Consider the following 13,470-nt stretch of genomic DNA (forward strand, 5'->3'; position numbering starts at 1 on the left):
TATTGCTAAATTTTATATGCTAGATAGGCAAGAATTCCTGCTATAGCTTGACCACTTGCAGTTCAACTACTCCGTTTGGGTGTAAAACCGTATTGTTGCTTGTAAGCTTTAATAAAATGGGAAACACTCTCATATCCAATTTCCATACTTACTTCCGATACGTTCTTTTCTGTGTTTCGTAGCAAAAAGTGAGCATGTTCAAGCCGTTTCTGGCGTACCCAGTGACCAGGCGATGTATGAAAGTGTTCTTCAAATTCGCGTTTAAACCCCGACAGGCTTCGCCCAGATAGGCGAGCCAATTCGCTCATCGATAGAGGTTTAAGGAAGTAGGTACTCATTAGGTAATCGAGGTCGGTTTTCTGACCCTGATAGATATGCCAGAGAATGGCCCGTAGCTGCCCTAACGTATCGAGTTCGAGAAGGTGGAGTAATAATTCCTGAAATTTAAGCCGGAGCAGATCGTTCAGAAAGGGAGTTTTAGAACCGAAATAGGGTAATAACGAATCAATAAACGTAGCAAAAGTGGGTGACGATGAGAAGGCTAAAATGAGGTCAGTCGGTAGGGTTGTCGAGGCTACCTGAAATATAGATAGATGCTGGCTAACAAACTCTTTCAGCATTTTCTCATTTACGAAAAACACCAGGCTTCGATAATTGGTGTCGATCGATTCGTTCATCGAATAGCAGCCGCGCTGGAAAAACAGAATGTCGCCTGTACTGACGTGTAACTCCTGCGTGGGCGAACTGAATTTCTTCTCTCCTTTTAGTACGACAATGACGGCGTGTTCCTCGAAAAACACTTCGTTACGCTCAGGATATACATCGCTGCGGTAGGCCACAAACTTCATCTCCGAAGCATCTGATCGCTGAATATTCAGCGATTCAAACTGATTGTCCTGAATGGAGGATGGGACGCGGAGCATGGATCACGAGTTTAATTATCCCGCAAGAACGACTGTATAAGACCCTGATTACACCAAAAACTGGAACAGATCAGGCTGATCATTCAGGTACTCGAACACGATATTTTGTGCCTGCATTCGCTGAATGAGCGGTTCGAAATCTTCGCGGTGTTTTAACTCGATACCTACCACAGCAGGACCGGTTTCCCGGTTTGTTTTCTTTACATACTCGAAGCGACTAATGTCGTCGTTAGGGCCCAATACGTTTAGAAAGTCGCGAAAGGCACCGGCACGTTGTGGAAATCGAATAATGAAATAGTGTTTCAGCCCTTCGTATAGCAAGGAGCGTTCCTTAATCTCTTCGGTGCGAGTGATGTCATTATTGCCGCCACTAACCAGGCATACTACGTTCTTGCCTTTTATTTCATCCTTCAACATATCCAGTGCGGCAATGGTTAGCGCACCAGCAGGTTCGGCCACGATAGCATCTTCGTCGTAAAGCTTCAGGATTGTTGTACAGACTTTACCTTCAGGTACTAGCAGAACACGGTCGAGGTTTTTGCGACAGATTTCAAACGTCATATCCCCCGGACGTTTTACGGCGGCTCCATCGACAAACTTATCGATCTTATCAAGCGCAATAACGTGACCTTCGTCGATAGAAACTTTCATGGATGGCGACCCAAGTGGTTCTACCCCAATGAGTTTGGTTTTAGGACTGAGTTGTTTAAACACCGTTGAAACGCCCGATGCCAAGCCTCCTCCGCCAATCGCCATCAACAGGTAATCTATTTTGCCTGTGGCATCCCGAAGAATCTCCAACCCAACAGTTCCCTGCCCTTCCATGACTAGCACATCATCGAAAGGATGAACAAACGTACTATCATGGGTATTGACATAGTCCATAGCCGCATTGTAAGCATCGTCGTACGTATCGCCGATTAGTCGTATCTCAACAAACTCCTTCCCAAACATCCGTACCTGTTTTACTTTCTGGTTCGGTGTGGTTGTAGGCATGAAAATGGTGCCATGTACGGCCATTTTTCTACAAGCATAGGCTAACCCCTGCGCGTGGTTTCCGGCACTGGCACACACGACCCCTTTGGCTAAAGCCTCTGCAGACAGGCTGGCCATTTTATTGTAAGCTCCCCTAATTTTGTAGGAACGTACGACTTGCAAATCTTCGCGTTTTAAGAAAATGTTGGCTCCGTACCGGTCAGACAGATTGATGTTTTCCTGTAACGGCGTATGAGCGGCAACACTCTGAAGTCGTTCGGCGGCCAGATAAATATTATCCAGGTCGGGGAGAGTTAGTTTCGCGTCTTTATCAATCACTACTACTTTGTCATTACTTGCCATTTCGGGTCCGCCCGCGCGGTGTCATTAAATAGTCATTCATTGCCTCTTGCCGAAATTACGACAAATGGCAATGAATGACTACCTAAAGACAATAAATGACCCTAATTAGCTCCGCTCTGGGCGCAGTGACCGAACCGCTTTACCAGCCTGCCACATTTCGGAGTCACGCAGTTCAGCCAGTTCGACTTCCAGTTTTTCACGATAGTCGGGCTGAGAATTGCGAGTAATGCTGATTTCAGCTTGTTCCTGCGATTTTACCGAGTTGTATAATTGCTCGAATACTGGCTTAGTAGCATCATGGAAAGGTTTCCACCAATCTAATGCACCACGCTGAGCAGTTGTGGAACAGTTCGCATACATCCAGTCCATACCATTTTCGGCAACCAGCGGCATCAGTGACTGTGTCAACTCTTCAACAGTTTCATTAAATGCTTCCGATGGGCTATGGCCATTGGCGCGCAATACTTCGTATTGAGCGGCAAAAATACCCTGAATAGCACCCATCAGCGTACCGCGTTCGCCGGTTAGATCAGACGTTACTTCTTTGTAGAAATCGGTTTCGAACAAGTAGCCCGAACCAACACCGATGCCCATAGCAATGGCTTTCGTGCGTGCATTGCCTGATGCATCTTGGTAGATAGCGAACGAAGAGTTCAGACCTTTGCCTTCTACGAACAAACGACGCAGGGAAGTACCCGAACCTTTAGGGGCAACCAGGAACACATCGACATCGGCAGGAGGAACGATACCTGTTTTCTCTTTATACGTAACGCCGAATCCGTGAGAGAAATATAGTGATTTACCAGGTTTGAGAGCTGCTTTTACAGTTGGCCAGAGTTCAATCTGAGCGGCATCGGAGAGCAGGAAGCAAATAATAGTACCTTTTTCCAGCGCGTCTTCGATTTCAAACAATGTTTCGCCCGGAACCCAGCCATCAGCAACAGCTTTGTCGTAGGTTTTACCTTTACGTTGTCCTACAATAACGTTGAAACCATTGTCGCGCATGTTCAGCGACTGACCAGGACCTTGAACACCGTATCCAATCACGGCGATCACTTCATTTGCCAGTACTTCACGTGCTTTTTCTAACGGAAACTCTTCCCGTGTTACAACTTGCTCTTCAACTCCTCCGAAATTAATCGTTGCCATGTTTAATTGGTTTTTGTACTCTGATTTTGGGGTTATTTTTTTGTCATTCCGACGATAGGAGGAATCTTAATATCTCCTATCGTTGGAATGACAAAGACAAAAAAACTATCCTTGAATTTCAGTGTTCAAGGTTTTCCACTCTGGATTTATTGATTCAATTAAGGCTATCTTCTTTTCTCGACGCCAGCCTTTAATTTCCTTTTCCCGAGAAATCGCATTCCGTACATATTTATGAAACTCCCAGTAAACTAGGTTGTAACAATAATATTGTCCTGCAAATTTCTCAGATTCTCCTCTTGATTCATAATGTTCTTGTAAACGCCTGACTAAATCATTGGTCATCCCAGTATATAAAACTGTTTTATCTGGATTCGTAACGATATAGACATAAAAGGCGTAATTCATCAGTGGAGAAATCGGTTATTTTTTGTCATTCCGATGAAGGAGGAGTTTTAGAGCTTGCCTAATTTATTAATAAGGGAACCTTAAGATTCCTCCTTCGTCGGAATGACAAAAAACAAAAACTACAGGTAAGATTCCCATTCCGCTTCGGGTAGATACTCGACCAGACCTTTCTCGGTCTTGCCGACAGCTACACGTCCAGAGCGGACAAATTCCAGGATCTCGTATTGTTTGAGATAAGCGAAAAACTCGAAAATCTCGGTGTCATTGCCTGTCTTTTCAATCACAACATAGTCTAAGCCCCAGTAAACAACCCAGGCTTTATACTGCTTGTTAATTGTTTCGACATCCAGCGATTTACTGCCCAGGGATGTCGAAATCTTAAACAGTGCGATTTCATTGTAGACAATCTCGTCGTTGAGATAGCCGAATACCGCCAGCACTTCCACGATTTTACGAATCTGCCGGACAAGCTTTTCGACGTCTTCCCGCGATTCATGTTTAATGACAATTGTAAAGCGCGAGATGCCTTTTCGTTCCGTTTCCGACACGGTAAGGCTTTCAATATTAATACGTCGTCGCGTGAAAATAATCGTGATGCGATTTAGCAATCCGATGGTATTTTCAGTGAATATGCAAATGGTGTACGTTGTCATTTCAATCTGATTTGCGCTACACTGGCACCGGCAGGTACCATAGGAAATACATTCTCTTCTTTCTCAACGATTACTTCGAGCAGGAATGGCCCGTCATAATTGAGCATCGTGTCGAGGGCATCGGATAGATTATCACGTTCTGTACATGTCTGTCCGGCCATACCGAATCCTTTCGCAATTGTAATGAAATCGGGATTTTGTAATTCCACGAATGAATACCGACGTTCATGGAACAACTGCTGCCACTGACGTACCATACCCAGGAAGTTGTTATTCAGAATGATGGCTTTAACTGGCTGCTTATTCTGAACAATGGTACCTAGCTCCTGTAAGGTCATCTGGAAACAACCGTCGCCAATAATGGCTACTACCTGGCGATCGGGTGCGCCTACTTGTGCCCCGAAAGCGGCTGGTAGTGCAAATCCCATCGTTCCCATACCGCCCGACGTAACCAGACTATTTGGTCGCCGGAACTGATAATAGCGCGATGCCATCATCTGGTGCTGACCTACATCGGTTACCAGAATAGATTCGCCCTTAGTTTTGGTCGAGAGCATATCAATTACTTCGGCCATCCTGATTTTACCGTTGGTGTTGGTCAGTTCAGGAACCGTAATGGTCTCGTTTTCGACGGCATCGTATTTCCTGAACTCATTGCGCCAAACTGTGTGGTCGTTCGGTTTTACGAGCGGAAGCAGCGCATTTAATGCCGCTTTCGCATCGCCTACTACAGGAGCGTCGGCCCGGATGATTTTGTCAATTTCCGATGGATCAATCTCAATATGAACAACTTTGGCCTGTTTGATGTATTTGCTGGCATCGCCCGTAACCCGATCATCGAAACGCATACCGATAGCGATAATTACATCAGCGTGATCGGTCATTACGTTTGGTCCGTAGTTGCCATGCATACCTAACCAACCAACATAGAGCGGGTGATTGGTTGGAATGGTAGACTGGCCTAATAATGTTGTAGCAACTGGAATGCCCGTTTTTTCGACAAAAACTTTGAGTTCATCTTCAGCTCTGGCAATCTGAACGCCATGTCCAACCAATATGTAGGGTCGTTTGGCTGAGTTAATTAAGTTAGCTGCTGCTTCGACTTGCTCCTGCTTCGGTACCAGACGTGGGCGATAGCTGATGAGGGTCTGGCACTTCTCATACACAAATGGCTTTGTCATTAATTCCAATTGTGCACTTTTGGTAATATCAATCAATACGGGCCCCGGACGTCCCGATTGTGCAATATAGAAAGCCTTTGAGATTATTTCTGGTACTTCGTTGGCATCCGTAATCTGGTAATTCCACTTGGTAATGGGCATCGTTACACCCATGACATCAGCCTCCTGAAAAGCATCTGTCCCCAACAGTTTTTTGGCGACCTGACCCACAATGCAGACCATTGGTGTGGAGTCGATAAGCGCGTCGGCAATGGCCGTAACCAGATTGGTTGCTCCTGGACCTGATGTGACCAAACAAACTCCGGCCCGACCCGACACGCGAGCGTAACCTTCGGCGGCATGACCAGCACCCTGCTCATGCCGGACCAGAATGTGGTTAAGTTGCTCCTGATAGTCAAAAAGGGCATCGTAGACAGGCATAATGGCTCCACCAGGGTAGCCGAAAATGGTATCTACGCCTTCGGCTAACAGGGCTTTCATCAAGGCGTGTGACCCGTTGATGTAGGCAGGAGCCTCTTGTTTCTCGATGGTCTCCGGGATAACGCTGGCGATTGCTTCCATGACGTGTGTTCGGTTTAAGGTCGTATTCAGCTTGTTGGTATACTGTACTTTATTGGTCTCTATTAGGCTTCATCCGTTACGCAGCCTTCACTGGCAGACTTTACATTCCGAATGTATTTACCCAACACACCTTTGGTAAACAAAGGAGCTGGTTGTTGCCATTCACTTTTACGTTGTGCCATTTCTTCATCCGAAATGTGCAGTATAAGTTCGCGAGTGGTGGCGTCGATTGTGATATGGTCGCCGTCGTGAACTAGCGCAATTGGACCGCCTTCAAAGGCTTCGGGTGTAACGTGACCTACTACAAAACCGTGGGTGCCACCCGAGAAACGGCCATCAGTAATAAGTGCCACTTTATCGCCAAGGCCAGCGCCCATGATGGCTGAAGTTGGCTTCAACATTTCACTCATACCGGGGCCACCTTTAGGTCCGGCGTTTCGGATCACAAGTACCTGACCCGGTAAGATTTCACCTTTCGAGAGGGCATCGATAATGTCACCTTCATGCTCGAATACCTTGGCAACACCTGCGAACTTTAGGCCTTCCTTGCCGGTAATCTTAGCAACAGCACCCGTTGGGGACAGGTTACCCCGTAGAATCTGAATATGGCCGGTTGCCTTAATTGGCTGGCTTAGCGGAAACACAATCTTCTGTGTCTCAAAATTTAAATCAGGCGCTTCTTCCAGATTTTCGGCCACAGTTTTGCCTGTTACCGTCATACACTCGCCATGAATGAATCCATTCTGGTACAAATATTTCGTTACGGCCGGAACGCCCCCAATCGCGAGCATATCCTCCATGTAGTATTTACCACTTGGTTTCAGATCGGCGAGTAGAGGAGTGCGGTCACTGATTGCCTGAATTTCGTCGAGAGTCAGCTGAATGCCAGCCGCCCGCGCAATAGCCAGATAGTGTAACACGGCATTGGTTGACCCACCGAGTGCCATAACGATGGTCAGGGCATTTTCGAGTGATTTACGGCTAATGATATCCGCAGGTGTGATGTTACGTTCAAGCAACAATCGCATAGCCGCCCCAATTTTTTTACATTCTTCCTGCTTGCCTTCGTGCGTAGCTGGATAGGTGCTGCTGAAAGGCAGGCTCAATCCCATCGCTTCGATGCTGCTAGCCATCGTATTGGCCGTATACATACCTCCACAGGCTCCTGCCCCTGGAATCGCATTTTTGATAACGCCCTCGTAATCCTCGTCGGAGATGTTATTCGCGTATTTTTTGCCAAGTGCTTCAAAAGCCGAAACGATGTCTAGCTTCTGTCCTTTATAATGTCCCGAACGAATCGTGCCACCATACACCATGATACCTGGTCGATCAAGGCGAGCCATAGCCATCAGCGCACCGGGCATATTTTTATCGCAACCAACAACTGTCACAACACCATCGTACCACTGCGCCGACACAACCGATTCGATAGAGTCTGCAATTAAATCACGACTGGGTAACGAGTAGCGCATACCATCGTTACCGTTCGTCATACCATCGGATACACCGATTGTATTGAAAATTAACCCTACCAGTCCATTCGCCTGTATGCCCTGCTTTACATAGACAGAAAGTCCATTCAGGTGCATGTTGCATGTGTTACCTTCATAACCCGTACTGGCAATGCCAATCTGGGGTTTCTGCATGTCGTCTTCAGTCAGGCCCACTCCATAAAGCATGGCTTTAGCAGCTGGGTTACTGATTTCCTGCGTTAGGGTGCGACTAAATCGGTTTAGTTCGGTCGTTGGTTGTTCGGCAATCATACTTAACAATTAGCGAAATTTCGCTGATGGTGTAATAACGCTGTAAAGAAAAGTTATGTTTTTATGAAAGACAAGAAAAATCGGATTATTTGTTAGTTAAAATGGGTACCTATTACTTTTGAGGTATGACAACTGAAACAGCTTCGCACTACGACCATCTCGAGCAAATGTCGGTTCATGACTTGCTGACAAATATTAATAAGGAAGATAAGACGGTACCGCTTGCCGTTGAGAAAGCAATTCCGCAGATTGAAGCGCTAGTAACGGAAATCGTCAAACGGATGAAACAGGGTGGGCGGCTAATTTATATCGGCGCAGGCACCAGCGGTCGGCTTGGCGTTGTCGATGCGTCAGAGTGCCCACCAACTTACGGTGTTCCTTCCGACTTAGTAATCGGTCTGATGGCCGGGGGCGATGGCGCCATCCGCAAAGCCGTGGAATTTGCAGAAGACGATGCCGAACAAGCCTGGAAAGACATTGCACCTTATCAACCCGATGAGCAGGATACCGTTATTGGTATTGCAGCCTCAGGGCGAACCCCCTATGTTATTGGTGGCTTGCAGGAAGCCCGGAAAGCTGGCCTCTTGACAGGTTGCATTGTTTGCAACGAGGGTTCAGCGGTGGCACAGGCGGCTGAATTTCCTGTCGAAGTCGTTACGGGACCAGAATTTGTAACGGGAAGTACTCGTATGAAAGCCGGAACTGCTCAGAAGCTAGCCCTAAATATGATTTCAACATCGGTGATGATTCAATTAGGCCGGGTGAAGGGGAATAAAATGGTCGATATGCAACTGACGAATATTAAACTACAGGATCGGGCAGCCAAAATGGTCATGAGCGAAATTGGCGTTGGTCGGGACGAAGCTGAAGCGTTACTGGCGAAATTTGGGAATGTACGTGGTGCTATTGAGGGTTTTGCTCAAGCTAAAAAATGAGTTGATCGTGAAGTAGTTTGGTTGCCGCATGGTTATCTTTTCCGAACGATGACTGTATTTTTTGTCCTTTCGACATCAGGAGAAATCTCAACGTTTTTTATTAATCAAGCTTGAGATTTCTCCTGATGTCGAAAGGACAAACAGCCTCTACCCACCACAAAAGAATGGATAAAAAGATATTACTTATCGGTCGTAATCCAAGCGTGCTGACCAATCTGGCATCAGCTTTAATAAACGAAGGCTTCGTTGTAAAAGCGACCAGCGTTATTGAGCAAGCTAGTCAGGATTTCAATGCAATTGATTTTGATGTAGTCGCATTTGGACGGGGTGTTGATGCTGCGACGAATACAATGCTTAAAGCTAGTTTTTTAAGTCAAAATCCGGCGATTCTTTTTGTAGATGGCCTGGCTCCTGTTATTTCACTTTTAGTGAAGCAGATCAAACTTGCAATAGCAGGTAAGTCTGTTGCTGAAAAGGTGATTACGAGTTTTAGTTATGAACAGACTGCCCCATTACGCATCAACGTATCTACGAGAATCGATTGTCAACTAACGATTGATCTTTATCAGCTCGACGCCATCCATACTACTCAGCAAAAGACGATTGTCTCAAAGTTCATTAAGGCTGGGAACCATATATTTCCTGTCGATGCTTTCCCCGACCTAACTTCGACCATTAACTTTCTGGTAGCGGAAGCCAACAATCTTGATCTGGCTATTTTACAGCTTCAATAAAGCGTGCGGATACCTGTCGGTTTCGATTTAACCTGCTCACATTTCGTCAACAATTGCGCTGTTTCTGCCAAGCAGCGAATGAGCGAAAAACATCCGACCGAGGTAAGGGATTTAGCTGATAACAGAGGTTGGCCATGTTGATCTATTACTAAATGCCACCCACTCTGTTTAGCATCGGGGAAGTTATGAAAAGTATAGTCGTGGATACGTTTAAACCACTTGAGGCAGTCAGGCTGGCGAGTGTAGAAATAACTTTTCACCAAAGCGGCCAATGCTTCGACCTGTACCCAAGCCCATTTCTGTTGCCAATCGGGAAAGAGAAGCGGTTGTTGTTTAATGTCAACGTACTGATTCAGTCCCCCTGCCATTTCATCCCATGCTTGCTCGCAAAGACGTAAGCACCAGCTGGTAACCTGCGTTGCCAGTTTGCGATTTGCATTACTGAATGGGCTTGTTTTAGTCTGACCGCTTTCTGCGGAGAAATCAAGGAGATAACTGGCAGTCTGGAAGGTCAGTCCTACATTGATGCGCCGGCCTTCGGGTGTGTTTATAAACGAGCCTTCTGGTAAAACAAACTCCCGGAGTACATCTGTTCGACGATCAACGAACTCGTTCAGTAATTCCTGGACAACACTGTCTGTGGCTTGTTTCCAGGTTTCTTCATCCAAAAGAGCCTGGATTTCAAGCAGCGTTTTAAGCAGAGCAACAGGTTCACTCAAATGCTGGATTTGCCGAAAGCCGCCAAGCCCTACCGCTTGTTCTGTTCGAACCGCGTTGCGTCGCTCTTGCAGATCTGTGAATAGTTGTTTGGCCAACATGGCCCACTCATCATCACCGGTTGCGCGATGGAGTTGTGCATAGGCCATTATTACTGAACAATCAGTAATAATTTCAGTGGCGGGCGTTACAGGTCGGCCTAATCGGTCGAGTTGGGCGTAACAGGAAAGCGTATCAGTATGAGCAAATTGGCTTAAGAACGTAGCACCGTGTCGAGCGTGTTCGAGCCAGGTGGACTGACCATCGAGCGTATTATAGAGCCAGGCAAAAGACCAGGCTTGTTGGGCTTGCTGTATAACAGATTTATCGCCTTCGATTACATCGCCTGTTGCTGATAACAAATCAAAATATCCGCCGAACTGTTCATCTCGACTGTGTTTAAGCCAGAACGGCACTACTTGCCGAAGCAATGCCTGCTGATACGTAGCGGAGAGTTTTTGAAAGTCAAGCACGGAAGGGATGTGTGGTATAAGATGTATGGTGTATGATATAGATTGGCTTTGCTTGCAGCATACATCTTATATTATACACCATACATACATCGGCTTAATACACTTTCTCGACCTCGCGGTGCTCTTTTTCTTCGGGCAGCACGAATTTCATTGGCTTACCAACCTGACCAGGTAATAGCGCAATGTTTAGCACTTGGTCTACGGTATCAGCGTAGTGGAAAGTCAGATCTTTAATATAAGACTGATTGATCTCCTCAATGTCTTTCCGATTTTTTGAGCAAAGAATAATTTCTTTAATGCCTGCTCGGTTGGCCGCCAGAATCTTTTCTTTGATACCGCCTACGGGTAATACTTTGCCCCGAAGTGTCACCTCGCCCGTCATCGCTAAATAAGGCTTAACCTTACGCTGAGTATAGATCGAGGTCATTGAGGTCAGCATCGTAATCCCTGCCGATGGACCGTCTTTTGGTACAGCCCCAGCAGGAATATGGATATGGAGATCATAGTGACTGAAGACTCGATAGTCGATACCTAGATCATCAGCATGGGCTTTCAGATAGGAGAGGGCTGTAATTGCCGATTCCTTCATAACATCGCCTAGTTGCCCAGATAGGGTAAGCACACCTTTTCCACGACTCAGGCTTGATTCAATAAGCAGAATTTCTCCCCCAACCTGTGTCCAGGCTAAACCCGTTACAATACCGGCAATATCGTCGTCGGCATAGAGCTCCTTATCGAAAATCTCAGCGCCAAGCATTTTAGAAATATCAGTGGCCTTGACGGTATGGTTATATTCCTCCTCCATCGCAATGGATTTGGCTATTTTACGTACCAAAGCCCCAATTTTCTGCTCCAGATTCCGCACACCCGATTCGCGGGTATAGCCTTCAATGATGCGTAGAATAGCTTTATCTTCAATCACCAGATCTTTGGGTTTCAGCCCATGATCTTTACGTTGCTTCGGAATCAGATACTTTTTAGCAATCTGGACTTTCTCCTCAACGGTGTAGCCTGCAATGTCGATAATCTCCATTCGGTCGCGCAGGGCAGGGTGGATGGTGTCAAGCGAGTTGGCGGTAGCAATAAACAACACCCGTGAAAGATCAAACTCCGTTTCGAGGTAATTGTCCATGAACGTCGAGTTCTGCTCAGGATCAAGTACTTCGAGAAGGGCCGATGATGGATCACCCCGGAAATCGGAGCTTACTTTGTCAATTTCATCTAGAATAAAGACGGGATTAGCCGTACCGCATTTCCGGATATTCTGGATGATTTTGCCTGGCATGGCGCCAATGTACGTTTTACGATGTCCCCGAATTTCGGCTTCATCGTGAACACCACCCAATGCCATACGACTATATTTCCGACCTAGTGCCTTTGCAACCGACTTGCCCAACGAAGTTTTACCTACGCCTGGAGGGCCATAGAGGCAAAGGATCGGGGCTTTCATATCGTTTTTAAGTTTAAGAACGGCGAGGTATTCGATAATCCGTTCTTTAACTTTTTCCAATCCGAAATGGTCGCTGTCTAGGATTTTCTGTGCACGTTTAAGATCGAAATTATCTTTAGTGTACTCGTTCCAGGGTAAGTCAACCATTAACTCAACGTAATTCATCGTCACCGGATATTCCGGAGCCATCGGGTTAATACGTTGTAATTTGTTTAATTCTTTATCGAAATGGCCGCGCACTTCCGGCGACCATTTCTTTCGGTCGGCCTTCATCCGCAGTTCGTCAATCTCACGGTCGGGATTATCGATCCCCAACTCATCCTGCAGAACTTTCATCTGCTGGCGCAGATAATAGTCGCGTTGCTGCTGATCAAGATCTGATGAGGCTTTAGACTGAATCTCGCGTTTCAACTCAAGTAATTGCACCTCACGGAGCATGTATTCTAACAGCAGACTCGCCTGCTGATTCCCATCAGTTAGTTCTAGAAGCCGTTGTTTATCAGCTACATCAGCATTTAGATTCGACGACAGGAAGTGCAGCAAAAACGTAGGACTCTCAATATTATCAAGTGCAATACGGGCCTCTTGTGGAATCTCTGGATTAAGTCGCAGCGTTTTATAGGCTGCATCTTTTAGCGATTGCAGCATTGCTTTCCCTTCTTTTTTATTGGTATTTACACTAGGGAAAACATCATCAATCTGACGAACTTGGGCTGTTATAAAGGGCTCATCCTGTGTGATTTGCTGGATTTCAAACCGTTTCTTCCCCTGGATGATAATAGTGATATTACCATCGGGGAGGGTAATCATCTTGATAATATAAGCTACTGTTCCGAAGCGGTAAAGATCATCGGCCGTAGGTTCATCTTTCTGCTGATTTAGCTGAGCTGTTACACCAATAATCCGATTGCCTTTATATGCTTTTTTTACTAGGCGGATTGATTTTGCCCGCCCTACTGTGACGGGAATTACCATACCTGGGAATAAAACTGTATTGCGAACCGGCAAAATGGGAAGGTTTGCCGGTAATTCATAGTCTTCATCTAATCCTTCTGGCGAACCGAGAGGAACAATTTCTAAATTATCCGAATCAAAATCGGCCAACATCAAACGGGTCGCAAATTCTCTTTCTAAATTCATACACACACT

General features: G+C 46.1%; 11 protein-coding genes. 2 read left to right on the top strand and 9 right to left on the bottom strand.

Translation table 11 applies throughout. The features are described from left to right. Positions 1 to 62: 62 nt before the first annotated feature. The 7 genes from GO755_RS11325 to ilvD form a co-directional block, all read right to left on the bottom strand. Positions 63 to 923: a helix-turn-helix transcriptional regulator gene (locus GO755_RS11325; RefSeq protein ID WP_157584879.1), complete on the bottom strand. Its 861-nt coding sequence runs from the start codon at positions 921 to 923 to the stop codon at positions 63 to 65. Between the two features lie 48 nt (positions 924 to 971). Further along, positions 972 to 2,261, bottom strand: a complete 1,290-nt coding sequence (ilvA, locus tag GO755_RS11330) for a threonine ammonia-lyase (protein ID WP_157584880.1) — start codon at positions 2,259 to 2,261, stop codon at positions 972 to 974. A 105-nt stretch (positions 2,262 to 2,366) separates the two neighbouring features. Further along, positions 2,367 to 3,410 carry a ketol-acid reductoisomerase gene (ilvC, locus tag GO755_RS11335; RefSeq protein ID WP_157584881.1) on the bottom strand — a complete coding sequence of 348 codons (1,044 nt, stop codon included), beginning with the start codon at positions 3,408 to 3,410 and terminating at the stop codon, positions 2,367 to 2,369. A gap of 105 nt (positions 3,411 to 3,515) precedes the next feature. Further along, positions 3,516 to 3,815, bottom strand: coding sequence for a GIY-YIG nuclease family protein (locus tag GO755_RS11340; protein WP_394351021.1), 300 nt, complete (start codon positions 3,813 to 3,815; stop codon positions 3,516 to 3,518). Between the two features lie 119 nt (positions 3,816 to 3,934). After that, positions 3,935 to 4,468 carry an acetolactate synthase small subunit gene (gene ilvN / locus GO755_RS11345; protein ID WP_157584883.1) on the bottom strand — a complete coding sequence of 178 codons (534 nt, stop codon included), beginning with the start codon at positions 4,466 to 4,468 and terminating at the stop codon, positions 3,935 to 3,937. Next, positions 4,465 to 6,210, bottom strand: coding sequence for a biosynthetic-type acetolactate synthase large subunit (ilvB, locus tag GO755_RS11350; protein ID WP_157584884.1), 1,746 nt, complete (start codon positions 6,208 to 6,210; stop codon positions 4,465 to 4,467). The genes ilvN and ilvB overlap by 4 nt, the downstream gene beginning before the upstream one ends. A gap of 62 nt (positions 6,211 to 6,272) precedes the next feature. After that, positions 6,273 to 7,973, bottom strand: coding sequence for a dihydroxy-acid dehydratase (gene ilvD, locus GO755_RS11355; protein ID WP_157584885.1), 1,701 nt, complete (start codon positions 7,971 to 7,973; stop codon positions 6,273 to 6,275). Positions 7,974 to 8,098: 125 nt separating this feature from the next. Between ilvD and murQ the strand changes: the two genes are divergently transcribed. After that, positions 8,099 to 8,908 (top strand): N-acetylmuramic acid 6-phosphate etherase, encoded by an 810-nt coding sequence (gene murQ / locus GO755_RS11360; RefSeq protein ID WP_157584886.1) that lies wholly within the window; start codon positions 8,099 to 8,101, stop codon positions 8,906 to 8,908. A 164-nt stretch (positions 8,909 to 9,072) separates the two neighbouring features. Then, positions 9,073 to 9,642: a hypothetical protein gene (locus tag GO755_RS11365; protein ID WP_157584887.1), complete on the top strand. Its 570-nt coding sequence runs from the start codon at positions 9,073 to 9,075 to the stop codon at positions 9,640 to 9,642. Here the strand turns inward: GO755_RS11365 and GO755_RS11370 are convergent. Both GO755_RS11370 and lon read right to left on the bottom strand, forming a co-directional pair. Further along, the gene (locus tag GO755_RS11370) at positions 9,636 to 10,871 is read right to left on the bottom strand and encodes an AGE family epimerase/isomerase (protein WP_317165841.1); all 1,236 of its coding nucleotides are present in this window, start codon (positions 10,869 to 10,871) and stop codon (positions 9,636 to 9,638) included. The genes GO755_RS11365 and GO755_RS11370 overlap by 7 nt on opposite strands. Positions 10,872 to 10,965: 94 nt before the next feature. After that, complete coding sequence (gene lon, locus GO755_RS11375) at positions 10,966 to 13,461, bottom strand: endopeptidase La (protein ID WP_157584888.1); 2,496 nt, start codon at positions 13,459 to 13,461, stop codon at positions 10,966 to 10,968. Between the last annotated feature and the right edge of the window lie 9 nt (positions 13,462 to 13,470).

The sequence above is a fragment of the Spirosoma arboris genome (assembly GCF_009754945.1).
GTDB lineage: Bacteria > Bacteroidota > Bacteroidia > Cytophagales > Spirosomataceae > Spirosoma > Spirosoma arboris.

Excerpts from the sequence above, each read along its gene's own strand:
- GO755_RS11365 (WP_157584887.1), top strand. The coding sequence starts at position 9,073 with ATGGATAAAAAGATATTACTTATCGGTCGTAATCCAAGCGTGCTGACC.
- GO755_RS11340 (WP_394351021.1), bottom strand. The coding sequence starts at position 3,815 with ATGAATTACGCCTTTTATGTCTATATCGTTACGAATCCAGATAAAACA.
- murQ (WP_157584886.1), top strand. The coding sequence starts at position 8,099 with ATGACAACTGAAACAGCTTCGCACTACGACCATCTCGAGCAAATGTCG.
- lon (WP_157584888.1), bottom strand. The coding sequence starts at position 13,461 with ATGAATTTAGAAAGAGAATTTGCGACCCGTTTGATGTTGGCCGATTTT.
- ilvD (WP_157584885.1), bottom strand. The coding sequence starts at position 7,973 with ATGATTGCCGAACAACCAACGACCGAACTAAACCGATTTAGTCGCACC.
- ilvB (WP_157584884.1), bottom strand. The coding sequence starts at position 6,210 with ATGGAAGCAATCGCCAGCGTTATCCCGGAGACCATCGAGAAACAAGAG.
- ilvN (WP_157584883.1), bottom strand. The coding sequence starts at position 4,468 with ATGACAACGTACACCATTTGCATATTCACTGAAAATACCATCGGATTG.
- ilvC (WP_157584881.1), bottom strand. The coding sequence starts at position 3,410 with ATGGCAACGATTAATTTCGGAGGAGTTGAAGAGCAAGTTGTAACACGG.
- GO755_RS11325 (WP_157584879.1), bottom strand. The coding sequence starts at position 923 with ATGCTCCGCGTCCCATCCTCCATTCAGGACAATCAGTTTGAATCGCTG.
- ilvA (WP_157584880.1), bottom strand. The coding sequence starts at position 2,261 with ATGGCAAGTAATGACAAAGTAGTAGTGATTGATAAAGACGCGAAACTA.